20 protein-coding genes are annotated in these 22,037 nt (G+C 71.0%); 12 read left to right on the top strand and 8 right to left on the bottom strand.

From position 1 onward, the window contains the following. Positions 1–2: 2 nt before the first annotated feature. The 3 genes from ACFY9I_RS28130 to ACFY9I_RS28120 form a co-directional block, all read right to left on the bottom strand. The gene (locus ACFY9I_RS28130) at positions 3–437 is read right to left on the bottom strand and encodes a roadblock/LC7 domain-containing protein (RefSeq protein WP_391006523.1); all 435 of its coding nucleotides are present in this window, start codon (positions 435–437) and stop codon (positions 3–5) included. Then, on the bottom strand, positions 424–2,304 hold the full coding sequence (locus ACFY9I_RS28125) for an ATP-binding protein (protein ID WP_391006520.1): 1,881 nt from the start codon (positions 2,302–2,304) through the stop codon (positions 424–426). Before ACFY9I_RS28125 ends, ACFY9I_RS28130 begins: the two co-directional genes overlap by 14 nt. Before the next feature lie 565 nt (positions 2,305–2,869). Next, positions 2,870–3,826, bottom strand: coding sequence for a helix-turn-helix domain-containing protein (locus ACFY9I_RS28120; protein ID WP_391006517.1), 957 nt, complete (start codon positions 3,824–3,826; stop codon positions 2,870–2,872). Positions 3,827–4,206: 380 nt separating this feature from the next. On the opposite strand from ACFY9I_RS28120, the gene ACFY9I_RS28115 reads away from it, so the two are divergent. From ACFY9I_RS28115 to ACFY9I_RS28095, 5 genes are read left to right on the top strand one after another with little or no spacing between them, the layout of a single operon-like run. Continuing rightward, complete coding sequence (locus tag ACFY9I_RS28115) at positions 4,207–5,559, top strand: ATP-binding protein (protein WP_391006514.1); 1,353 nt, start codon at positions 4,207–4,209, stop codon at positions 5,557–5,559. Beyond that, positions 5,556–5,969 carry a roadblock/LC7 domain-containing protein gene (locus tag ACFY9I_RS28110; protein WP_391006512.1) on the top strand — a complete coding sequence of 138 codons (414 nt, stop codon included), beginning with the start codon at positions 5,556–5,558 and terminating at the stop codon, positions 5,967–5,969. The genes ACFY9I_RS28115 and ACFY9I_RS28110 overlap by 4 nt, the downstream gene beginning before the upstream one ends. After that, a complete protein-coding gene (locus tag ACFY9I_RS28105) occupies positions 5,966–6,361 on the top strand; it encodes a DUF742 domain-containing protein (RefSeq protein WP_391006510.1) in 396 nt (131 codons plus the stop codon). The genes ACFY9I_RS28110 and ACFY9I_RS28105 overlap by 4 nt, the downstream gene beginning before the upstream one ends. After that, a complete protein-coding gene (locus tag ACFY9I_RS28100; RefSeq protein WP_391006507.1) occupies positions 6,339–6,947 on the top strand; it encodes an ATP/GTP-binding protein in 609 nt (202 codons plus the stop codon). Before ACFY9I_RS28105 ends, ACFY9I_RS28100 begins: the two co-directional genes overlap by 23 nt. Before the next feature lie 50 nt (positions 6,948–6,997). Continuing rightward, entirely contained in the window at positions 6,998–8,302 is a 1,305-nt protein-coding gene (locus tag ACFY9I_RS28095; RefSeq protein WP_391006662.1) for a cytochrome P450, read from the top strand. Between the two features lie 82 nt (positions 8,303–8,384). On the opposite strand, the gene ACFY9I_RS28090 is transcribed toward ACFY9I_RS28095, so the two are convergent. Then, on the bottom strand, positions 8,385–9,632 hold the full coding sequence (locus ACFY9I_RS28090) for a cytochrome P450 (RefSeq protein ID WP_391006504.1): 1,248 nt from the start codon (positions 9,630–9,632) through the stop codon (positions 8,385–8,387). 199 nt (positions 9,633–9,831) lie between these two features. Between ACFY9I_RS28090 and ACFY9I_RS28085 the strand changes: the two genes are divergently transcribed. Next, entirely contained in the window at positions 9,832–10,221 is a 390-nt protein-coding gene (locus ACFY9I_RS28085) for a hypothetical protein (protein WP_391006501.1), read from the top strand. 76 nt (positions 10,222–10,297) lie between these two features. Here the strand turns inward: ACFY9I_RS28085 and ACFY9I_RS28080 are convergent, their stop codons facing one another. Continuing rightward, on the bottom strand, positions 10,298–10,720 hold the full coding sequence (locus tag ACFY9I_RS28080) for a DUF6114 domain-containing protein (RefSeq protein WP_391006498.1): 423 nt from the start codon (positions 10,718–10,720) through the stop codon (positions 10,298–10,300). Next, positions 10,720–11,379 (bottom strand): DUF6230 family protein, encoded by a 660-nt coding sequence (locus tag ACFY9I_RS28075; RefSeq protein WP_391006495.1) that lies wholly within the window; start codon positions 11,377–11,379, stop codon positions 10,720–10,722. The genes ACFY9I_RS28080 and ACFY9I_RS28075 overlap by 1 nt, the downstream gene beginning before the upstream one ends. A 759-nt stretch (positions 11,380–12,138) precedes the next feature. On the opposite strand from ACFY9I_RS28075, the gene ACFY9I_RS28070 reads away from it, so the two are divergent. Then, positions 12,139–12,792 (top strand): Tat pathway signal sequence domain protein, encoded by a 654-nt coding sequence (locus tag ACFY9I_RS28070; RefSeq protein ID WP_391006492.1) that lies wholly within the window; start codon positions 12,139–12,141, stop codon positions 12,790–12,792. Between the two features lie 36 nt (positions 12,793–12,828). On the opposite strand, the gene ACFY9I_RS28065 is transcribed toward ACFY9I_RS28070, so the two are convergent. Next, a complete protein-coding gene (locus ACFY9I_RS28065) occupies positions 12,829–13,905 on the bottom strand; it encodes a lytic polysaccharide monooxygenase (protein ID WP_391006489.1) in 1,077 nt (358 codons plus the stop codon). A gap of 400 nt (positions 13,906–14,305) precedes the next feature. Between ACFY9I_RS28065 and ACFY9I_RS28060 the strand changes: the two genes are divergently transcribed. The 4 genes from ACFY9I_RS28060 (at position 14,306) to cyc2 (ending at position 20,367) form a co-directional block, all read left to right on the top strand. Next, positions 14,306–16,117, top strand: a complete 1,812-nt coding sequence (locus ACFY9I_RS28060) for a S8 family serine peptidase (RefSeq protein ID WP_391006486.1) — start codon at positions 14,306–14,308, stop codon at positions 16,115–16,117. Positions 16,118–16,302: 185 nt separating this feature from the next. Next, a complete protein-coding gene (locus ACFY9I_RS28055) occupies positions 16,303–16,896 on the top strand; it encodes a hypothetical protein (RefSeq protein ID WP_391006483.1) in 594 nt (197 codons plus the stop codon). Continuing rightward, complete coding sequence (locus ACFY9I_RS28050; RefSeq protein WP_391006480.1) at positions 16,889–18,061, top strand: ARMT1-like domain-containing protein; 1,173 nt, start codon at positions 16,889–16,891, stop codon at positions 18,059–18,061. The genes ACFY9I_RS28055 and ACFY9I_RS28050 overlap by 8 nt, the downstream gene beginning before the upstream one ends. Before the next feature lie 95 nt (positions 18,062–18,156). Further along, a complete protein-coding gene (gene cyc2 / locus ACFY9I_RS28045) occupies positions 18,157–20,367 on the top strand; it encodes a germacradienol/geosmin synthase Cyc2 (RefSeq protein WP_391006478.1) in 2,211 nt (736 codons plus the stop codon). Between the two features lie 136 nt (positions 20,368–20,503). Here the strand turns inward: cyc2 and ACFY9I_RS28040 are convergent, their stop codons facing one another. Further along, positions 20,504–21,259 (bottom strand): metallophosphoesterase, encoded by a 756-nt coding sequence (locus ACFY9I_RS28040; RefSeq protein WP_391006476.1) that lies wholly within the window; start codon positions 21,257–21,259, stop codon positions 20,504–20,506. Positions 21,260–21,404: 145 nt separating this feature from the next. Between ACFY9I_RS28040 and ACFY9I_RS28035 the strand changes: the two genes are divergently transcribed. Next, positions 21,405–22,025 (top strand): LysE family transporter, encoded by a 621-nt coding sequence (locus ACFY9I_RS28035; protein WP_391006473.1) that lies wholly within the window; start codon positions 21,405–21,407, stop codon positions 22,023–22,025. Positions 22,026–22,037: the final 12 nt, after the last annotated feature.

The following is a 22,037-nucleotide window of genomic DNA, read 5'->3' as shown; positions in this document are numbered from 1 at the left end:
CGTCACATCCCCGCGCTGGACGGCGCGGTGGGGCGGCGAGCCGGCGTGGCGAGGAACGGCTGCACGGCCCGGATCAGCATGCCCATCTCGTAGCCGAGGGTCTCGGTGTGCGTCGACGCGTCCGCGGTGACCGCCAGCACGGCGCCGTGGCCCGCCGAGGCCACGATGAGGATGCCGTTGTGCAGCTCCACGATGACCTGCCGGACGGTGCCGCCGTTGCCCAGCACCCTGTCGTGACCGAAGGAGCGGCCCAGGGAGTTGAGGCCGGAGGCTATCGCGGCCAACCGGTCGGCGTCGTCGGCGCCCAGATCCACATGCGCCTTGCTCAAGCCGTCGGAGGAGAGCAACAGCACCTGGCGGGTACCGGGGACGGTCTTCTTGAGGTTCTCCAGCAGCCAGTCGATGTTCTGTCCGGTGGGGTGGCTATCGCTCACCATGGTGGGGTTCTTCTCCTTGCGGTTGGGGCGGGGCCCAGCGCGTGTCGTCGACGGGGATCGCGTCGGAGGTCGCGCCGGCGAGACCGAAGCCTCGATTGATTCCGGCCAGGAGGCCGGGGCTGAAGTTCAGGTCCTGCTCGGTGGTCTCGGCACGCGGAGCCGGGCCGTTGCGCAGCTCGGGGGCGAGGTGCTCCATGGCACGACGCTTCGGCAGGACCGGCCGGGAGGAGGGGCCGGATCCGTGTGGGGCGGCCGACGGACGTTCGTAGCCCGAGGGGCGGTACTCGGACCGGACGTCGGAGACCGGGTGCGCCCGCTCGTGCCGGGCCGCCACCTGGGGAGGGGTGGGAGCGGCCGACCTCTGCGGTATGCCGGCGGGGGGACCGGCCTGGGAGGAGACGGCGGCCGGGGGAGCCGCGTGCGTGTGGGACGGTACGGCGACCGGGGGAGCCGCGTGCGCGTGGGACGGTACGGCGGCCGGCGGGACGGAGAGGGGCGGGGCCGAGTGGGACGGGGCTTCCCAGGCGGGCCCGGGTGCCTGTGCCGGAATCTGCGCCTGGGGCACGGCGGGCCGGACCTGGGCCGGTGCCTGTGCCTGGGGCGCGGCGGGCCGGGCCTGGGCCGGTGCCTGTCCCTCCTCGTCGCCCAGCAACCCCTGCGGGAGGACCAGGATCGCCTGGACACCGCCGTAGATGTTGCCCTGGAGCTGGACCGCGATGCCATGCCGACGGGCCAGCGAGGAAACCACGAACAGACCTATTCGGCCGTCGGCGAGGAGCTTGGCGACGTCGATGCGGGCCGGGTCGGCGAGCAGCGTGTTGATCCGGTCCTGGTCCTCCTGGGGGATACCCAGGCCGCGGTCCTCGACCTCGATGGCGATGCCGGCGGTCACCCGGCGGGAGCGCAGCAGGATCTGGGTGTCCGGGTGGGAGAACATGGTGGCGTTCTCGACCAGCTCGGCGAGCAGGTGGATGACGTCGGCGACCGCGTGGCCGCGCAGCGTGCCCTCGATGGGCGGCACCAGTTTGACGCGGGAGTACTGCTCGACCTCGGCGATGGAGGACCGCAGAACCTCGGTCAGCGTCACCGGGTTGGTCCACTGGCGACGGGAGACGGCGCCACCGAGCACCGCGAGGTTCTCCGCGTGCCGGCGGATACGGGTGGCCAGGTGGTCGATGCCGAAGATGCGCCGGAGCAGGTCCGGGTCCTCGACCTGGTTCTCCAGATCGTCCAGCTCACGGATGGTGCGGTGGACGAGCGACTGCAGCCGTCGGGCCAGGTTGACGAAGACCTCGACCTTGTCGCTGTTGTCGTCGGACGCGGCCTGGAAGTAGCTCGCCGCCCAGACGAGGGCCTCCCTGGCCCGGTGCTGGGCCGCCGTGACGTCGTACTCCAGTCGCTGGTACGGGTCTTCGGCGCGCGGCGCCTGGTAGGTGAAGCCGCGGGACACCAGCGGCTCTCCCCGCTTGAGCCGGGAGAGGTCCTCCTCCAGCGCCCAGTCGCCGGTCGTGACGGCCTGCCGCAGCGACTCGACGTGCCGTGCCTCGGCCCTGGCCCGGGACTTGGCGGCCATCACGGCGCCGACCAGACAACCGCAGCCGAGGACCGCGCCGCCCGACAGCACACCCCAGGTGGCGGCGTCGGCGGTGCCCTCCTGCAGACGCAGGACCGTGCCCGTGACGGCGGTGGATATTCCGGCCATGAACGCGGCCGGAAGGACGGCGAGTCGCGTCAGCCGGGACTGGGGCGCAGAGGAGTCCGCGGAATCCGACGTCCCGGACTTGCCGTGCCGGTGACGGGACGGGGGCGTCGTCGGGTCCGGCCGACCGTGATCCGGGGTCGCCGCGAAGGGTGGGGGTTCAGGCATCGGAGTCCTCTCGATCAGCCAGTACGCGACAGAGTAGCGAAGAACGTCAACTATCTGACCAGCGGTCCTAGACGCTCAGGGGAGGTCTGTCACCTGAGGTGCCGTCATAGCGGCAAGGGTCTTGCGACGCCTTTCTACCGCCTATTCACGAGGCGGTGCGCCAACAGTTGTTCACACCTCGGTCATCACGCCGTGCCGCCTGTGAAAGAGCGGAGGTCGGGCGGCGGGCCACCTGCGGGTTCTGCCGCGCCGGAGCTCGTTCCCGGTCACGCGGGGCGAAAGTTTCACGCCACTCGCCGTGCCGCTGTCTCGTGTCAACCCGCTTGCGCGAGGGGTGAATCGGGTGTGAGGGCGTTCGATCGCACGGGGTGCGCACCACGAATGCCAGGAACATTCACACCAGGAGGGCGGGAAAGCGCCCAAGGTCGACGAGGGGTCACGCCGTGGGTAAGCTTGAGGCCTCAATAAACCTTTGGGCTGGAGTCCTTGTGGGAACCTACTCGCCGGGTAGTGCCGCGTGGCAGTCGGTCCTTGCCGAACACCGCGAATTTCACGGGGATTTAACTCAGCGTATGCTCTGGCGCATCTCTCGCGGGCTGACCCCGTAGCGGCGCCGGAAGGCCGTGCTGAGGGCGCTCGCGGAGGAGAAGCCGGCGGAGTACGCGAGGTCCGTGATCGTCATGTGCTCGCACTCCTGGCACAGTAAGCGGTCCCGGACGAGACGCAGCCGCTCCTCGCGGATCAGCTCGCGGGGCGTCGTCCCCGCCTTCTGCAACGCCAGTTGGATCTGGCGCAGCGACCAGCCGAGGGCCCGCGCCACCGCCGTACCCGTGAGGTTGGGGTCGGCCGCGTGCTCGCGCACATGACGGCGGACCATCGCCTCCACCTCGCCGAGCTGTCCGGGGGCGTCGGGGCGGTCGTCGCCGGCGGCCAGCATGCAGACCAGCTCCACCACCCGGTCCGAGACGGCGTTGAACTCGGGGTCGGTGAGGTGCTCCCGCTCCTCGTGCAGACCGGTCAGCATCGAGCCGACGATACGGCCGAGGCCGGTCGCGAGGTTCAGACCGCTGGCGACCGGTGACCTGTTGTTGAGCCGGCCGTCCACCTCGCGGGCCGGGATGGTGAGGATGAACGCGTCGATGCCGTCGCTCTGGAGGCACTGGAAGGGGGAGGCGAACGTGACCAGCGCCCCGGTGCCCGGCGTCAGGCGGGCCTCCTCGCCGTCCTGCCACAGGACGATCTCGCCGCGCACCGGCAGCAGCAGCCGGTAGTCCTCGTCCGGGTCCTGACGCGTCTGGCGCGCGGTGCGGGTGTACTCGACCTCGTCGGACCGGTACTTCACCAGTTGGTACGTGTCCGTGCGCTGGCGCACGGTCCTGCCGCGGAAGTCGTCCGAGTCGGCGTACCTGAAGCCCATGCGGGACTGGTACGAACCGATCCGCTCGGTCCAGAAGTCGGCACGCTCGCCCGGCGCCAACTCCTCGGTGGTCAGCGCCTCGACGCTGTAGCTTCCCGCGGGCAACGCTGCTCCTCCCCTGTGACGGGCCCCGACGACGTCCTTGTGGTCTTTTACGGTCACCGGCGGGAAAAACTTCAACTCTTGCTTGATCAAACATAGTTACCGGTCGGTCGAACCCGGAGGGCACCCTAGCGCGGCAAGCGGTTGCTGCACCCCTCGACCGTCATGGCCGAATATGCCGGGGTCAGTGTCGGACGCTCACGCGCGCCCCTTGCGCCACTCATGCGCCCTGTGGCAACTTCCGTGCGCGTCACGGAAAGTGTTTGCGCGGTCGCCGAGCTAGCGTCGGGCGCTCCGTCAACTCCCGCCCGGTGTCCTGGAGCCGCGGAGACCTGGGGACCCGGGGGCCTGGGGACTTGAGGACGTAAGGATCTGTGGACTTCATGACCGAACCGATACCGCAGGCGGTGACCTGGGCCCTGGCAGCGGCCCTCCTCGTCACCGCCGTACTCCTGTTGCGCCAGCACGGGATCACCCGGCGGCAGCGCCGGCGGAACGCCGTCCTCGCCGACGATGTGCGGGCCCGGGAGGAGGAACTGCGCCATCTGGTCACGGTCCGGCTGCCGGCGCTCGCGGACCACCCCGGCCAGGATCTCCCGGGCGTCGGACCGCTCGACGCCGAACTCGCCCGGACGGAGTTCGGCAAGGGCCTCGACGAGGTGCTGGTCCGCTTCTCCGGCGCCGTCGAGCACGCCCAGGCCCGCGCCGACCAGTCCGCCAAGGCCGCACTCAAGGCGTCCATGCGTTCGATCCAAGCCCTCGCCAACGAGCAGCAGGTCTCCATCTCCGAGATGCAGGACCGCCACGACGACCCCGACGTGCTGCGCGACCTCCTCGAAGTCGACCACACCAACGCCCAGTTCGGCCGCCGCGCCCAGGCCATCGCCGTCCTGTGCGGCTCCTGGCCGGGCCGGCAGCGCGCCACCTCCCCGCTCCTGGAGGTCGTCCGGGGCGCCACCTCGCGCATCCGCGACTACCGGCGCGTCCGCGTCCACGGCCAGGTCGACATCGCGGTGGAGAGCCGGGCCGTGGAACCGGTCGTCCTCGCCCTCGCCGAGCTGCTGGACAACGCCGCCCGGCACTCCCAGCCCAACACCACGGTCGAGGTCGACGTCCAGAACGTGCACAACGGCGCGTGCGTCGTCATCGACGACGCCGGCGTCGGGATGGACGGTCAGGCCGTGGACCGCGCCACCCATCTGCTCAGTGGACGCAGCGAGGTGGACGTCACCCGCCTCGACGACCCGCCCCAGTTCGGCTTCGCCGTCATCGGGGTCCTCGCCCGGCGCTACGGATTCACCGTCTCCGTGGACACCCGCTCGCCCTACGGCGGTGTCCGTGCGGTCGCCTTCCTGCCCGCCGCGCTGCTCACCCACCTGGAGCCCGCCGCCCCGGAGCCACCGATCGACCTCACACCCCTGCCCGACACCGACTCCGCCCCCCGCCCGGCCCCCGCCGAGAGCGCCCCCGAGGCCACCACCGAGGGCGGACTGCCCAAGCGCCGCAGGCGCACCCCGAAGCGGACGGCCGCCCCCGAGCCGGAGCCCACGCCCGCCGAGGCCGTCCCTGGCCGATCGCCCGAGGAGAACGCCCGCATCATGGGCGCCTTCGCCCGCGGCACGCGCTTCGGCCGGGCGGCCGGCCGCATCCTCGACGAGGACGAGTACGTCCCCGACCGCACCGCCGACCCCGCACGGCCCACTCCCCACGAGAACGAAGGGACCCCCCACGCATGATCGAGCCCACGACCAACGAGCTGGGCTGGATGCTCGACGACGTCCTGAAGGTCCCGGAGGCGCGGCACGCCATCCTGCTCTCCGCCGACGGAATGCTGCGCGCCCACTCCGCCGACATCGACCGCGACGACGCCGAGCGGCTGGCGGCCGGACTCTCCGGACTGCAGTCCATCAGCCGCAGCACCGCCGAGTTCTGCGGTGCGGCGGACAGCCCGTGGCGGCAGACGCTCATCGAGTTCGGCCACGGCTTCGTCTTCCTGGTCGCGGCCGGCGAGGGCGCCTACCTCGCGGTGTCCACCGGCGACGAGGTCGACATGGAGGCGGTGACGTACCGCATGCACAAGCTCGTCGACCGGCTCGGCAGGGAACTGACCAGTCCCGCGCGGCTGAACACGGGCAGCAGGGCATGACGCCCCGCCCCCGGCCCGAGGGGCGGCTGGTGCGGTCGTACGTCGTCACCGGCGGCCGTGCCCACCCGACCCGCAACACCCTTGACCTGGTCACCCTGCTGATCGCCACCACCGACCTGCCGCTGACCGGCCTGAGCCCGGAGATGCGCCGGGTGGTGGAGCTGTGCCGGCCCGGCTCGCTCTCCCTCGCCGAGGTCGCCGGCCATCTGCGGCTGCCCGTCAGTGTGACCAAGGTGCTGGTCGCCGACCTCATGGACAGCGGCCACATCGTCACCCGCGCACCGTCCCCCACATTCGCATGGACTCACGCGGGGGGACCCCCATCGGCCGCTCGGCCGTCCGACGCCAGAATCCTCCAGGAGGTCCTCGATGGGCTCCGCGCCCGCCTCTGACGACGTCTACCTGCGGCCGACGGTGAAGACAGCGGTCAAGCTGCTCGTCGTCGGTCACTTCGCGGTCGGCAAGACCACGTTCGTCGGCACGCTCTCCGAGATCCGGCCGCTGCGCACCGAGGAGGTCATGACCCAGGCCGGCGCCCTCGTCGACGACCTCGCCGGCGCCGGTGACAAGACCACCACCACGGTCGCCATGGACTTCGGCCGGCTCACCCTCAACGACTCCCTGGTGCTGTACCTGTTCGGCGCCCCCGGTCAGCAGCGCTTCACCAAGCTCTGGCAGGACATGACCCGCGGCGCCCTCGGCGCCCTGGTCCTCGCCGACACCCGGCGCCTGTCCCACTCCTTCGACGTCATGGGCGTCCTGGAGGAGCTGGACCTGCCGTACGCCGTCGCCGTCAACGACTTCGACGGCGCGCCCGTGCACGGCCTGGACGAGGTGCGCGAGGCCCTCGACCTGCTGGACGAGACCCCACTGGTGCGCTGCGACGCCCGCGACCCCGAGTCCTCCACCCGAGCCCTGATCTCCCTGGTCGAGTACCTGCTGAGCCGCGAGACCGAGACCGAACTGGAGCACGCGTGAGCGCCGCGTCGCCGTCCGGCCCGCCCCCGGGCTGCCCGGCCCACCAGCCCATGTACGGGCCGGAGTTCGCCGCCGACCCGGCCGAGTTCTACCGGAGGGCGCGCACGACCGGGCCGACCACACCCGTCGAGCTGGCCCCCGGGGTCCGGGCCACCCTCGTCACCTCGTACGGGGCCGCCCTGCACGTCCTGCGGAGCACGGAGACCTTCGCCAAGGACCCGCGCCGCTGGAACGACCTGAACGACGGCACGGTGCCCCCGGACAGCCCCGTCGTCCCGATGATGATGTACCGGCCCAACGCCCTGTTCTCCGACGGCGAGGAGCACCGGCGGCTGCGCGGCGCCATCACCGACAGCCTGGCCCGGGTCGAACCCAACACCCTGCGCGGCTACGTCGAGCGCAGCGCCGACACCCTGATCGACCGGTTCGCGCCCACCGGCAGGGCGGACCTCCTCGGCGAGTACGCCCAGGTCCTGCCCCTGCTCGTCTTCAACCACCTCTTCGGCTGCCCGGCCGAGCTGGGGCTGAAGCTGGTCGAGGGCATGTCCGGCATCTTCGACGGGGTGGACGCCGAACGGGCCAACGAACTGCTCACCACCACGCTCTTCCACCTGGTCGCGCTGAAGCGGAAGCAACCCGGGCCGGACGTGACGTCCTGGCTCACCCTGCACCCGGCGCGACTCACGGACGAGGAGATGATCCACACCCTCGTCCTCCTCATGGGCGCGGGCACCGAACCGCAGCAGAACCTCATCGCCAACGGGCTGCGGCTGCTGCTCTCCGACGACCGCTTCGCCGGCGACCTCTCCGGCGGCAGCCTGCCCGTCGAGGACGCGCTGGACGAGGTGCTGTGGACCGACCCGCCGATGGCCAACTACGCGGTGCACTACCCCAAGCGGGATGTGATGTACGAGGGCGCGCTGCTGAAGGCCGGTGACCCGGTCGTCGTCTCGCTGGCCGCCGCCAACACCGACCCGGCCCTGGCGAACGACCAGCGGGCGGGCAACCGGGCCCACCTCGCCTGGAGCGCGGGCCCGCACCACTGCCCGGCGCGCAGCGAGGCCCGGCTGATCGCCTCGGTGGCGGTGGAGAAGCTCCTCGACCGGCTGCCGGACGTCGAACTCGGCGTACCGGTGGGTCGGTTGGAGTGGCGTCCGGGCCCCTTCCACCGGGCGCTCGCCGCGCTGCCGGTGACGTTCCCGCCGGCACCCGTGGTCGGAGCCACCGCCGAGCCACCCGCCTCACCCATGAGCCGACCGGGCGGCCCCTACACCCGAGCCCCCCGGCCACACCAGCAGCCCACCCGCCCGAAGAACGGCTGGGCCCGACTACTGGCCTGGTGGCGCGGCGAGTGACCGTCCCGCCCCCGGTGTCCACCGGGGGCCCGGCAGGGCCCTGGCGGAGGCGCGGCGCCGGGCCTCGCCAGGGCGCGGTTCCTCAGGCGCCGCGTACGGGGAGGCGGCGGTGGCCGTTGGAGATGAAGGACTCCACATGGCCCAACTCCTCCGTCGTGGCGCCCAGGCGCAGCGACGGGAAGCGCTCGAAGAGCGCCGGGAGCGCGATGCGGGCCTCCATCCGGCCGAGCGGGGCGCCCAGGCAGTAGTGCACGCCGTGGCCGAAGGCGAGGTGCTCCTTGTCGGCACGGGTGACGTCGAAGACGTCGGCGTCCTTCCCGTGGCGCTCGGGGTCGCGCCCGGCGGCCGCGTACGCGGCGAGGATCGGCTCGCCCTTGGCGATCACCACGCCTTCGGGGCCCCCGAACTCGGCGAGGTCGAGGTCCTCCACCGCGTAGCGCAGCGGCAGGCTCGCCACCGGCGCCTGCACCCGCAGGGTCTCCTCGATCACGTCGTCCCAGGTTGCCCGGCCCTCGCGGACGTGGGCGAGCTGCTCGGGGTGGGTCAGCAGGGAGTGCACGGCCTGGTCGAGCAGGTTGACCGTGGTCTCGTGCCCGGCGCTGACCACCAGCACCAGGGTGTCGAGCAGCTCCTGCTCGCTGAGCCGGGTGTCGTCCTCGTCGCGGGCCGCGATCAGCCCGCTGGTGAGGTCGTCGCCCGGTGACTCCCGCTTGTCGGCGACGAGTTCGCCCAACACGCCGTACATCCGCTCGTAGGCGGCGGTCATCTCACCCGGTCCGGCGGAGGTGTCAAACAGCTTGTCCACCAACTCCTTGAGCACCAGGCCCCGTTCCTCGGGCAGCCCGAACAGCTCACTGATCACCTGGATCGGCAGCGGGTAGCAGAACTCCTTCCGCAGATCGACCGTCTCCCCACGCCGGAAGCCCTCCTCCACGCGGTCGAGCAACTGCTTGGTGATCTCCTCGATGCGCGGCTGCAGCGCGGCGGTCCGACGGGCCGTGAACGCCTTGGAGACCAGGATCCGCAACCGTTTGTGGTCACCGCCGTACGCGGTGAACATGTTCTGCACGGCCACCCAGGTGAACAGCGGCCACTCCGGCGTGATCTCACCGGCGGCGAACCTCGGCCAGTGCCGCCGTGCGTCCTTCGACACCCGGGGATCGGTGAGCAGTCGCTTGAGCAGCTCGGGGCTGCTGACCGCCCAGGCCACGACATCGTGCGGCCCTGGCAGCGCGACCCGGGTCGCCGGACCCGTCTCACGGATACGGGCGGCCTCACCGTGGATGTCACGGCCGGTCGCGTCAATCACCAGGGGGCTGGCGTCGCCCATGGGGGTCCTCCTGCGGTCGAGGTACGGTCCAACAGCACAACGTGCAAGCCCGGTCACGCTACGGCTTGGTAGCGTCGCCGGGCGAGATCACGTGCCACGCGCTGCGTACGACGGCAACTTCCCTGCGCGTACTCGCAAGTCGGCTTCGGGACCGGCTCCTAGGATCGGCCTCACCCCCCATGAAGAGCCGGTGAGTGCCATGACGGTCAGCAGGGCCCCGCGCTGGATGTCCTTCTACAGCCCCGAAGTTCGTACCGTGCCGGCCGGGCGCTGGTGGAACGCCGTACGCGTGCCGGTCGCCCTCGGCGCGCTCGCGCTGAAGTCCCTCGGCGACGACACGGGAGCCGTGATCAAGGACGGCTACGGCGGGATCATGTACTGGCTGGTCCTACCGGGCGACGCCACCGAGTGGCGGCTCACCGACGTCCAGGTCCTCGGCCGGGGCAGCCATGTGGCCGTCCCGCCCCTGCGCCGCACCTCGGGCCCCGGCCTCTACTGGCGCGTCCCGCTCTCCCACGACCGCTACTGGACGAACACGGAACGCCTCCGCTCGGCCCTGACTCGGGCGGCACCCGCATCCACCCCGTGAACGCCGAACCCCGCGCCGCCGTCCGGCGGGCGCGGGGAACCGCGTGAACTGCCACGCACTACGCGTACGCGCCGGACTACCCCGACTGCCCGAGCTCCGCCGCCTGCTTCTCCGGCTCCTCCGGCTTCTGCAACTTCTCAGCGGAACGTTTCCGTCGAGGCTCCTGATCAGGCAGCCACCCGAAGGCGAGCGTGCTGCCCACCGCACCCAACAGCAGGCCGACGACGAACCCGCCGATGTTGGACGTGAGCCAGGTGCCCAGCGAGAGCATGATCCCGAGGATGGAGTAGAACAGGCGCTGGGCGGGGTTGAAGACGATCAGCAACCCGCACACGATCATCAGCGAGGGCAGGAGATAGCCGGCCAGCCCCTGCATTCCGATCTTCAGGATGACCGGCAGCGGCGCCTTCATGGTGATCAGGATCTCGGCGCCGCCCAGTGCCAGCAGCAGGCCACCGGTGAACGGCCGGTGACCCCTCCATTCCCGGAAGCCGTTCACTAGTCGCAGCCCTCGCTCTGGAACCTCATGTGCAGGTCGGGGAGCTTGAAGACGGCCGCGGTGGCGGCGTAGTTGTGCTGGTACAGATCGGTGATGGTGACCGAGTCGGCCTGCTGGCCGTAGACACCCCGGGGACCCTGCTGGTCGACCTTGTCGAACGTGCTGGAGTCACGGCCGATCTCGATGTTGTTGAACGAGGCGTCGCCCTTGATGTCGTCCGAGTCGATCGCCAGGTTCTTCACACTCACCGGCGTGCCCTTGTTGCCGGCGCTGAGAACGAGCTGGATGCCGCCGAGGTCGACGCTCTGGCAGAGGTTGGTGAGCTTGCCGCTCTTCACGACCGAGGTCACGACCAGCACCTGACCGCCGGTGTCGCCCTCGTTGGGGCTGTTCTCGATCATGTGGTCCAACGCCCCGAACTGGGCGAAGCCCTGGCCCTCGAGCTTGTCGGCGGTGACGACGAACGGCATGCCGGAGATCGCGAACTGGACGCCCAGAGCGCCCTGTGCGGTGAGGATCATCAGACCGGCGGCGACCGCCGTGGCCGGCACCGCCATCACGGCTGCGCGCTTCAGGCGGACCCGCCCGCGTCTGCCGGACGCTTCGGGACCCTCGGGTCTTTCAGTGGTGGACGCCGTGGCGTCCGAGGACGAGGCCATGTGTGCTCCCTGGACTTCCAAGTCATTGCAGATGGGGCTGAGCGCCCCGCCAACAGCACGTTGTCCTGGCGCGGACAGCGGTTGCGACGCACGCCTGAGCACACCTCCCGTGGGGTGCAAGGACTTACTTGCTACGCCGCAGTAGCCACTCGCGAAGTTACCGGTGGTTACATTCAAGGGTCAAGGCGCTTGTGACAAAAGGATGTTGGTTGTGCCACACCTGTGAAACATGAACATCTCTCACCTTTGGTTTTATGTCCGGTGACCTTCGGTCCCATGCCTCACGGGGTCGATCGCACGGCACCAACTTGCCTTGCAGGTCTTGACGTTGACTCATCCTCAGGTCTACAACTCTCCCGGGTTTCCCCCAACGGATCCGTGGCGCCGGATCCGACGCGCAGCGCATGTCACCGTCCCGAACGTCCCGTCGCCGACAGGGCGTGGGTGACACCACCCGAACGCGCCGCGCGGCCCGACGCAGCACCACCCCTCTCGCCGCGGTGCCGGGCACGGTCGCCTTCCCCTCCACTGGGCCGTGCCCGGTCCCCGGCTGTCGCTGTCGATCCGCGTCGCGTACGGAGAAGGCGTGCCACGGATCGGCGGCGACCGTACGGCCGCCGTGCGGCATCGCCGCGTTACCCCGCGCGAACGGTGCCGGCCCGCGCGCATCTCACCCAGCCCGCGCTCTTCCGAGGGCTGTCACCCGCACCTTCCGGGGGCCGTCACCCGCGGCCCCCACTTCCTGAGAAGAGGCACCCCATGCGTACGCGATCCCTCCTTGCCCTCGCCGCCGGCACCGCCGCCCTGATGGTCGCGGCCGTCAGCCCCGCCTCCGCCGCCGACACCGTGCTCACCACCGGCGGCCCCGCCGGCGACGCGGTCGCGGTCGGCGACGTGCTCAACGCCTCGCTGGCGTCGGGTACGACCGGCAAGTTCTACTCCAGCGCGACGGGCACGAGCGGCGTCTCCTGCGCTTCCTCGACCTTCACCGCGACGGTCACCGACAACCCGGCCGCGCCCGGCGTCGCCACCGAGCAGGTCGACGCCCACACGTTCGGTAACTGCACCAGCAACGTCTTCGGTGTCACCGGCGTCAGGAGCATCACGGTCAACAACCTGCCCTACACCACCACCGTGAGCTCGGACGGCGTGGTCACGGTCAGCCCGGCCTCCGGCTCCGTCATCCAGACCACCGTGGTGCTGAGCACCCTGCTGGGCACGATCAACTGCGTCTACCAGGCGCCCAGCATCAGCGGCACCTCCGACAACACCGACAACAGCATCAACTTCACCAGCCAGCCGTTCACGAAGACCTCGGGCTCCTCCCTGTGCTTCGCCACCGGCTACTTCACGGCGAAGTACGCACCCGTCACGGACGCCAACCAGGGCGGCGCGTCGGTCTTCACCAACTGATCCGACGACAGGCCGATCGGTCGGCCGGTGACCCGGTCACCCGCTCGGCCTGTCGCCGACCCGGGAGCGGCGCCCACGTCCACGCAGGAGGAGGGCGGTGGCCACGGCGAGCACCGACACCGTGGCTCCGCCCGCCACCAGCGGCACCAGGGCGCCGCTTTCGTCGGTCGTGGAGGCGACGGGGCTGCCGGGGTCGGCCGCTCGCGCCCCCGCCTCAGTGCCGGTGTCGGAGCCGGCGGGCGGCGCCTCGGGTGACTCCGTCCCCGTGGACGCGGACGCGGCGGGCGTCGACTCCTCGGCCGTCGACTCCTGGGCCGTCGGCTTGCTCGCGGCAGGCTTCCCGGCCTCGGCGGGCGTCTCGTCCGAACCCCCCGCGGATGCCCGTGAGTCGGTCTGCTTCGCCTTCGGGAACACCACGTCCGAGCACGAGTAGTAGGTGTCCACCGTGCTCGTGTTCTGCCAGATCGTGTACAGGACGTGGTGCCCGGACCGGTCCGCCGGCAGCTTCGCCGAGAACCGGTACGAGCCGTCGCGCAACGGGGGGTCGGTGACCGAGGCGAACGGCCTCTCGGGCAGGTCGGACCACGTCAGCGGTTCCGTGGGGTCGTAGCCCGGCTTCGTCAGGAACAGCTTGAAGGTCCCGGTGTGCGGGATGGTCGACCGGTAGGTCAGGTTCAGCGTGCTGCCGGGGGAGAGGCGGGTCGAGGGCCAGTCGGCGCGCGCCAAGTCGAGCCCCTTGTAGGCCGCGAGACCTCCGCTGCACAGCTCCCCGTCCGGGACGACCTCCCGGTCCCTTCCGTTCACCCCGGCGATCCGCAGGTTGTCCCACGCGGTGAAGGGCGCGCCGTTGGCGGCGATCGCCGCCCTGCACGCCGCCGACCCCTGACCGTCGCCCCCGGGCGAGCACGCCGACACCCGGCTCACCGGATCCGTGGGGGCGCCGTGCGCCCACGCCGGGGTGCCGGCCGCCACGGTGAGGAGCAGGGGAACCACGACGGTGGCGGTCGTGACGGCGGTCGTGACCGGAGCCCGGCGGCCGACGGCGCGGCGGCCGGTCGTGCGGCGGCCGGCGGCGCGGCCGGTCGTGCCGGCGCGGGCGGACAAGCGGTTCATCCGATACGTCCGATCCATGAGGTCGGGTCTGGCGGTCCACGGAGTCGTACGGGAGCCGGAGGCGTCGCGTTCAGCGCCGGAGCCGCGTTCGACCGGTCGGACCGCGCCAGGCGCCCTGCCCTGGCAAAGCGTCGGCAAACGCGGCGAAGCGGCACATCCGCGCTCCGACTGCCGTACGGCATAGGGGAGTTCCCCGAGGGGTCGAGGGTTTTCCCCGTATCCCCATGATCCGGCTTTGCCTAATGTCATCGCACAGCCGAACCATAGGTAACCCCTGGTGGACGGCTCGCGCTCGGCCGGTCTTCAGCGCCATCCCTTTCTGGACCCCCGCCGCTTCGACGATGAAGCGCTTCCTTGCCGCTCCTCCCCTGACATGAGCAGGCCACGAAAGGCGAAGCCCTTGCGTACCTCCACCTCTCGTACCACCGGACGGAAGCTCATATCCGTCGCCGCTGTCTCCGTCGCCCTGGTGGCGGGCATGACCTCCTCGGTCGCCGTCGCCGCCCCCGCGAAGGCCGACGCAGCCCCCGCCCTCGCCGGTGCCACCGAGGCAGCCCCGGGCACCACCGCCGAGCGCCTGATCGTCGGCTACAAGTCCGGCGCGGCCGAGGCCACGTCGAACAAGGCCGCCGACGCCGACGCCGCGGCCAAGGGCAAGGAAGCCGGCGAGAGACTCGACTTCCAGCGCCGCCTCGGCAGCGGTGCGGCCCTGGTCGACCTGGGCGAGGACCTCACCAAGACGGACGTCGCCGACGTCATCGCCGAGTACCAGGCCGACCCGCAGGTCGCCTACGTCGTCCCGGACCGGCTGAACAAGCCGCTGGCCACCCCGAACGACACCGAGTACAACAAGCAGTGGGACCTCTTCGAGTCCACGGCGGGCATGAACGTGCCGGGCGCCTGGGACAAGACCACCGGTTCCGGGGTGACGGTCGCCGTCATCGACACCGGTTACGTCGCCCACTCGGACCTCGCCGCGAACATCGTCGGCGGCTACGACTTCATCGCCGACACCGAGGTCTCCGTCGACGGCAACGGTCGCGACAGCAACCCGGCGGACCCGGGCGACTGGTACGCGGACGGGGAGTGCGGGCAGGTGGAGGGACAGACGTCCTCCTGGCACGGCACGCACGTCGCCGGCACCATCGCCGCCACCACCAACAACAACAAGGGTGTCGCCGGTATCGCCTACGGCGCCAAGGTCTCCCCGGTCCGCGTCCTCGGCAAGTGCGGCGGCTACGACTCCGACATCATCGACGCCATCACCTGGGCGTCCGGCGGCGCCGTCTCGGGTGTGCCCGCCAACACCAACGTCGCCAAGGTCATCAACATGAGCCTCGGCGGTGGCGGCGCCTGCACCTCCGCGACCCAGAGCGCGATCAACGCCGCCGTGAACCGCGGCACCACGGTCGTCGTCGCGGCGGGCAACAGCAACGCCAACGCGGCCAACTACTCGCCGGCCAGTTGCAACAACGTGATCTCGGTGGCGGCCACCAACCGGGCCGGCTCCCGCTCGTACTACTCCAACTTCGGTTCGGCCGTCGACATCGCGGCCCCCGGCGGCGAGACACGGACCGTCACGTCCAACGGCATCCTGTCGACGCTGAACGCGGGCGCCTCGACCCCCGGCAGCGAGTCGTACGACTACTACCAGGGCACCAGCATGGCCGCCCCGCACATCGCGGGCCTCGCCGCACTGCTGAAGTCGGCCAGTTCCTCGCTGACCCCGGCCCAGATCGAGTCCGCCATCAAGACCAACGCGCGTGCTCTGCCCGGTACGTGCTCCGGTGGCTGCGGCGCCGGCCTCGCCGACGCGGCCAAGACGGTGCAGGCGGTGACCGGCGGCTCCGGCGGGGGCTCCACGGGGGGCACCACCTTCACCAACGCCACGGCCGTCGCCATCCCGGACAACGGCTCGGCGATCGAGTCCTCCATCTCCGTGACCGGCCGTACCGGCAACGCGCCCTCGGCCCTCCAGGTCGGCGTGGACATCACCCACACCTACCGCGGTGACCTGGTCATCGACCTGGTGGCCCCCGACGGCTCGACCTACCGTCTGAAGTCCTCCTCCTCGGACTCCGCCGACAACCTGAACACCACCTACTCGGTGAACGCGTCCAGCGAGACCGCGAACGGCACCTGGAAGCTCCGCGTCCAGGACGTGGCGTCGGCGGACACCGGCCGCCTCAACAGCTGGAAGCTGACCTTCTGAGACCGGGCCGGACCCCTGCCCGACCGGGCCAGGCCCCCGCGCGACCGGGCCTGACCTTGTGAGACCCCGGCCGACAGGCCGGGCGCACAGACCGCCACCCCCCACTGCCGGCGGCCGACCGATGCGAGCGGGCATCGGTCGGCCGCCGGCTCTCGTGCGCCGGGGCGGCCCGTTAGCGTAGGCCCATGTCCACTGAGAAGAGCGAGGGATCCGGCGCGGCTCCGGTCGAGGCGGTCTGCCCCGGCTGCGGGGCCTCGGGTCCCTCGGTGCGTACCGTCCCCGACGCCTGCGCCGATCCCCGGTCCTCGCGCTCCGGTCTGTCCGACCGGCTGGCCAAGGCCCCCGGCGCGCAGTCGAAGTCCGACAGCGTCATGCACTTCCTCGAAGGCATGGTCCTGGCCGGCATCGGCGCGGGCCTCGCCCACAGCGGCGTACAGAACGACAAACCCCTGTACACGGTCGGCGGCACGGTCCTCGCCGTCCTGCTGTTCGTCGGCACCGTCCTCGTGGTCCGCGGCGAGTCCCGCGACCGCACCCTCGTCGCGGCGGGCAGGGAGCGCGCCGACCGTCTGTGGCGCCCCGCCCACCACTGCGCGTCCTGCGAGTCGGTGTTCTACCCGACCGGCAGCCCGTGGCCCGGCCCGTTGACCGCGGACCAGTTCAGGAAGTACGTGTGGACCGAGGCCGGTTACCACAAGCACATCGAGGAGCGGCTGAGGAAGGTGGAGCTCCCGCCCCGTACCCCCACCGGCCCGGAAGGAGCCCCCGGCCATGCCTGACGCCCCTGTGATCCGCGGCGCCGACGCCACCTCCTTCGCGCACGCCGTCCTCGCCGAACGTCACCCGGCCCTCATCCGCAAGGTCCGGGACGCCACCCCGTACGGTCCCCAACAGCGCCGTGCGCTCGGCGAGTTGCTGCGGAACACGGTCGAGGGAGCCCTCACCCCGCCGGCCGAGGACGACTGGTGGGACACCTGGAACGTACGCCGCCACGCCGGCCGCTCCTGGTTCGATCTGCCCTTCCTCGTCGCAGAGAGCTGTTTCTACCGCCAACTCCTGTGCGCGGTCGGCTACTTCGGGCCCGGGCCCTGGCAGGGCGTCGACCCCTTCCGCCCCTTCAAGCTCGCGGAACTGGACACCCCCGAGGCGGCCGCCGAACTCACCGCCCTGGACGCCCTGTCCGCACATCCCCTCCCCGACCGGCTCAAGGCCCTCCTCCACGGTTCCCTCTGGGGCAACCGCGCGGACCTGGGCTTCCGCATCCAGACCGCCGAGGGCGAATCCACGGCCGCCTCCCCACTGGTCGCGGACGACAGCGAGTCGCTGCTCTCCCTGCTGAGGGGCGACGGTCGCCCGGACACGGGAAGCTCTCCCGACGGCCGGACCCTCTGCCTGGTGGCCGACAACGCGGGCCGGGAACTGATCCCCGACCTCCTCCTCGTCGACCACCTCCTCGCCCACGCCCACTTCGACCGCGCCGTCCTGCACCTGAAGCCGTACCCGTACTTCGTCTCGGACGCCACCACCGCCGACACCCTCGACGCCGTACGTCACCTGGTCACCGCCGGGACCGAGGCCGGGCACCGTCTGTACTCCGCCCTCTCGGACGGCCGCCTGACCCTCCGCGCCCACCCCTTCTCCTGCGCCCCCTTCCCGTACGCCGAGATGCCGGCCGACCTGCGCGCCGACTTCGCCGCCGCCGACCTGACCCTGCTCAAGGGCGATCTCAACTACCGCCGTCTGGTGGGCGACCGCCGCTGGTCTGCGACCACCCCCTTCGGGGAGGTCACGTCCTACTTCCCCGGCCCCGTCGCCGCCCTGCGCACCCTCAAGTCCGACGTGATCACGGGCCTGACGCCCGAGACGGAGGCCGCCCTCGTGGCCGCCGAGGGACAGCGCTGGCGCACCAGCGGGACGAGGGCGCTGATCCAGGTGAGGGCCTGACGCGGAACGTTCCTCGAACCGGCCGGATTCACGCGATGGTGTGATCATGTCCCCCCATCCGGATGCCGGCCGAAGGCGACGGGTAGGGCCCGCCCATGACGCAGCCGTTCGAACTCCCGCACTTCTACATGCCGTATCCCGCACGGCTGAACCCCCACCTCGAAGAGGCCCGTGCCCACTCCGGCGAGTGGGCACGGCAGATGGGCATGCTGGAGGGCTCCGGCGTATGGGAGCGGGAGGACCTGGACGCACACGACTACGGTCTGCTGTGCGCGTACACGCATCCCGACTGCGACGGTGCCGCACTCTCGCTCATCACCGACTGGTACGTGTGGGTGTTCTTCTTCGACGACCACTTCCTGGAGCTCTTCAAGCGCACCCAGGACCGCTCCGGCGGCAAGGCCCACCTCGACCGGCTCCCGCTCTTCATGCCGCTGGACCTCTCCACCCCCGTGCCGGAGCCGCGGAACCCGGTCGAGGCGGGCCTCGCCGACCTCTGGGCGCGTACGGTGCCGTCGATGTCAATGGACTGGCGCCGCCGCTTCGCCGTGGCCACGGAGCATCTGCTCAACGAGTCGATGTGGGAGCTGTCCAACATCAACGAGGGCCGGATCGCCAACCCGGTCGAGTACATCGAGATGCGCCGCAAGGTCGGCGGTGCCCCCTGGTCCGCCGGACTCGTCGAGTACGCGACCGCCGAAGTACCGGCCTCCGTCGCGGAGTCGAGGCCCCTGCGGGTTCTGATGGAGACCTTCTCCGACGCCGTCCACCTGCGCAACGACCTGTTCTCCTACCAACGTGAGGTCGAGGAGGAGGGCGAGAACAGCAACGGCGTGCTCGTACTGGAGACCTTCTTCGGCTGCGGCACCCAGCAGGCCGCCGAGACGGTCAATGACATCCTCACCTCCCGGCTGCACCAGTTCGAGAACACCGCGCTCACCGAAGTACCCGGGCTGGCCCTGGAGAAGGGCCTGCCCCCGGGCGAGGTCGCGGCCGTCGCGGCGTACACGAAGGGGCTGCAGGACTGGCAGTCCGGCGGTCACGAGTGGCACATGCGCTCCAGCCGCTACATGAACGAGGGGGCCGCCTCCGCGCGTGGCCCGCTCGACCTCGGCGGCGCGGTCCTCTCCGGACCCGCGCTGCTCGCCGGGTCCGGGTTCGGCAGGTCCGCCGCCGACACCGGGGCGCTGTTCGCCACCGCCGTCGCGCAGCGGTCGCGTGCCCACACGCATGTGCCGTACCAGAAGGTCGGACCGTCCCGGCTGCCCGACTTCCACATGCCGTTCCAGGTGGAGCTGTGCCCGCATCTGGACGGTGCCCGTGAGCGCCTCACCCCCTGGATGCACGCGATGGGCATGCTGAGCGAGGGCGTCTGGGACGAGGAGCGGCTCGCCGCCGCCGACCTCCCGCTCTGCTCGGCCGGCCTCGACCCGGACGCCACCCCCGAACAACTCGACCTCAGTTCCCGGTGGCTGGCCTGGGGCACCTACGGCGACGACTACTACCCGCTGGTCTTCGGCCACCGCCGCGACCTCGCCGCCGCCCGCCTGACCACGGCCCGGCTCTCCGACTGCATGCCCGTCGAGGGGGAACCGGTCCCCGCCCCGGCCAACGGCATGGAGCGAGGCCTCATCGACCTCTGGGCGTGTACGACGGCGGCGATGACCCCGGACCAGCGGCGCACCCTGAAGGCCACGGTCGACAAGATGACCGAGAGCTGGGTGTGGGAGGTCTTCAACCAGATCCAGAACCGGGTTCCCGACCCCGTCGACTACCTGGAGATGCGGCGTGCCACCTTCGGCTCCGACCTCACCCTGAGCATGTGCCGGATGGGTCACGGCCCGCACGTCCCGGACGAGGTCTACCGCAGCGGCCCCGTCCGCTCACTGGAGAACGCGGCCATCGACTACGCGTGCCTCATCAACGACGTCTTCTCCTACCAGAAGGAGATCGAGTACGAGGGCGAGGTCCACAACGCGATCCTCGTCGTGCAGAACTTCTTCGGCTGCGACTACCCGACCGCGCTCGGTGTGATCCACGACCTGATGACCCAGCGGATGCAGCAGTTCGAGCATGTCGTCGCCCATGAACTCCCGGTCGTGTACGACGACTTCGCGCTGTCGAAGGAAGCGCGCACCATCATGGACGGCTATGTGACGGACCTGCAGAACTGGCTGTCCGGCATCCTCAACTGGCATCGCCAGGTCGACCGTTACAAGCCCGAGTTCCTGGCCCGCCGAACCCACGGCTTCGTCCCCGACCGGCCGCCGGCCCTGTCGTTCCCGTCACCGGTTCACGCCGGCTGACCGGCCGCCGCCCGGGCGTCGGTCCCACCGATCGGTACGAGCAAGGCCCGCGGAGCCGCGTTCCCGGCGCTCGGCACCGGGACACGGCCCCGGAGCCAAGGCCGCAGCCGCGTCCGCCGGGCCGAAGCGGAGCCGTTCACGCGGCCACCCTGAAGTGGCTGGTCAGCCGGCCCTCGTCGTCCAGGACGTGGAACGCGAGCCCGGGCGGTGCCTCCCGGTCCGCCACCTGGTCGCCCTCCCAGGGCAGCCGCAGCGTCCAGGTGACCCCGGGCCCGACGACCAGCGGGCGCCCGGCGAAGGTGGTCGCCGCGGGCGTGTGGGCGTGCCCGGTGACGAGCCCCGCGATCTCCGGCCGACGTGCCATCAGCCGGGCCAGGGCGGCGGGGCGGCCCAGCCGGTACGCGTCCGGGAGCGGATGGTGCAGGGCGACCGGCGGGTGGTGGAAGGCGAGGAGCACCGGCCGGTCTCCGTCGAGCCCGTCGAGTGTCTCCTCGATCCAGGCGTACGTCTGCGCGTCCAGCTCACCCTCGTCCTGCCCCGGAATGCTGGAGTCGCACATCAGTACGGCCGCGTCCGTGAAGACGTGCGCGCTGTTGACCGGCCCGTCGGCGGCCGCCTCCCCGAGCAGCGCCTTGCGGTAGGGCGCCCGGCTGTCGTGGTTTCCCGGGCAGGTGAGCACCGGGAAGGGTGCCCCGCCCTCCCGAAGACCCAGGAGGCGCGCCGCCTCCTCGTACTCGGCCTCCGTGCCGTGGTCCGCGATGTCCCCGGTCACCAGCAGCGCGTCCACCCGCCCGGGAAGCCCCCACAGCAGATCCCGTACCCGCTCGGCCCGCCGGGTCGCCCGGTCGCCGCCGTCCAGATGCAGATCACTGATGTGTGCGAGTACGAGCATCGTCGTACGCCTCCCTCGGGGCGGTGACTTAATGGAACAAGCGAATACAAGCATTAGCACTAACGGATGAGCAACCCTCAAGCATTAGCCGGGCCCTCCGGAAACGCACTGGCCGGGCAGGTCCTCCTCCGGGCACGATGGCGGCATGTCGAGCACCCTTCTCGCCTTCCTGGGCGCCTGCACCCTGATCGCCGCCTCGCCCGGCCCCAGCACGGTGCTGATCATCAAGGAGTCCCTGCGCAGCAGGCGTTCCGGCTTCCTGACGGTGCTCGGCAACGAGACAGGCGTCTTCGTCTGGGGTGTCGTCGCCGCCTTCGGCCTGACCGCGCTGCTCGCCGCGTCGGAGCTGGCGTACGACATCATGCGGATCGTCGGCGCGGTGGTCCTCGTCGCCTTCGGCGTGCAGACGCTGTGGCAGGCCCGCCGGTCCGAGGGGCGGCCGCAGACCATGGGGAAGTCGACCGAGAAGAGCGGCTGGGCCTCGTATCGGGGCGGACTGCTGCTCAACCTCGCCAACCCCAAGGCGGCGATCTTCGCGATGTCGTTCCTGCCGCAGTTCGTGCCCGAGGGCGCGCCTCATCTGCCCACCATGGTGGGCCTGGCCGCGCTGTGGGCGGTCTACGAGATCGGTTACTACGGTGTCTATGTGTGGTTCGTCGGCCGGATGAAGGCCGTGCTCTCCCGCGCGGGCGTCCGGCGGCGCCTGGAGCAGGTCTCCGGGGGTGTGCTGCTGCTCCTCGGGGCCCGGCTCGCCCTGGAGAGCTGACGTCGGAGCCGT

The organism is Streptomyces sp. NPDC012510, from assembly GCF_042955065.1.
GTDB lineage: Bacteria > Actinomycetota > Actinomycetes > Streptomycetales > Streptomycetaceae > Streptomyces.
This window is presented reverse-complemented; position numbering and strand designations above follow the sequence as displayed.

Bases quoted from the DNA above. Each gene is read 5' to 3' on its own strand.
- ACFY9I_RS28110 (WP_391006512.1), top strand. From the start codon at position 5,556: ATGATCGAGCCCACGACCAACGAGCTGGGCTGGATGCTCGACGACGTC.
- ACFY9I_RS28070 (WP_391006492.1), top strand. From the start codon at position 12,139: ATGCGTACGCGATCCCTCCTTGCCCTCGCCGCCGGCACCGCCGCCCTG.
- ACFY9I_RS28125 (WP_391006520.1), bottom strand. From the start codon at position 2,304: ATGCCTGAACCCCCACCCTTCGCGGCGACCCCGGATCACGGTCGGCCG.
- ACFY9I_RS28100 (WP_391006507.1), top strand. From the start codon at position 6,339: ATGGGCTCCGCGCCCGCCTCTGACGACGTCTACCTGCGGCCGACGGTG.
- ACFY9I_RS28090 (WP_391006504.1), bottom strand. From the start codon at position 9,632: ATGGGCGACGCCAGCCCCCTGGTGATTGACGCGACCGGCCGTGACATC.
- ACFY9I_RS28095 (WP_391006662.1), top strand. From the start codon at position 6,998: ATGTACGGGCCGGAGTTCGCCGCCGACCCGGCCGAGTTCTACCGGAGG.
- ACFY9I_RS28105 (WP_391006510.1), top strand. From the start codon at position 5,966: ATGACGCCCCGCCCCCGGCCCGAGGGGCGGCTGGTGCGGTCGTACGTC.
- ACFY9I_RS28075 (WP_391006495.1), bottom strand. From the start codon at position 11,379: ATGGCCTCGTCCTCGGACGCCACGGCGTCCACCACTGAAAGACCCGAG.
- ACFY9I_RS28040 (WP_391006476.1), bottom strand. From the start codon at position 21,259: ATGCTCGTACTCGCACACATCAGTGATCTGCATCTGGACGGCGGCGAC.
- ACFY9I_RS28055 (WP_391006483.1), top strand. From the start codon at position 16,303: ATGTCCACTGAGAAGAGCGAGGGATCCGGCGCGGCTCCGGTCGAGGCG.
- ACFY9I_RS28130 (WP_391006523.1), bottom strand. From the start codon at position 437: ATGGTGAGCGATAGCCACCCCACCGGACAGAACATCGACTGGCTGCTG.
- ACFY9I_RS28035 (WP_391006473.1), top strand. From the start codon at position 21,405: ATGTCGAGCACCCTTCTCGCCTTCCTGGGCGCCTGCACCCTGATCGCC.
- ACFY9I_RS28065 (WP_391006489.1), bottom strand. From the start codon at position 13,905: ATGAACCGCTTGTCCGCCCGCGCCGGCACGACCGGCCGCGCCGCCGGC.
- ACFY9I_RS28085 (WP_391006501.1), top strand. From the start codon at position 9,832: ATGACGGTCAGCAGGGCCCCGCGCTGGATGTCCTTCTACAGCCCCGAA.
- cyc2 (WP_391006478.1), top strand. From the start codon at position 18,157: ATGACGCAGCCGTTCGAACTCCCGCACTTCTACATGCCGTATCCCGCA.
- ACFY9I_RS28115 (WP_391006514.1), top strand. From the start codon at position 4,207: ATGACCGAACCGATACCGCAGGCGGTGACCTGGGCCCTGGCAGCGGCC.
- ACFY9I_RS28050 (WP_391006480.1), top strand. From the start codon at position 16,889: ATGCCTGACGCCCCTGTGATCCGCGGCGCCGACGCCACCTCCTTCGCG.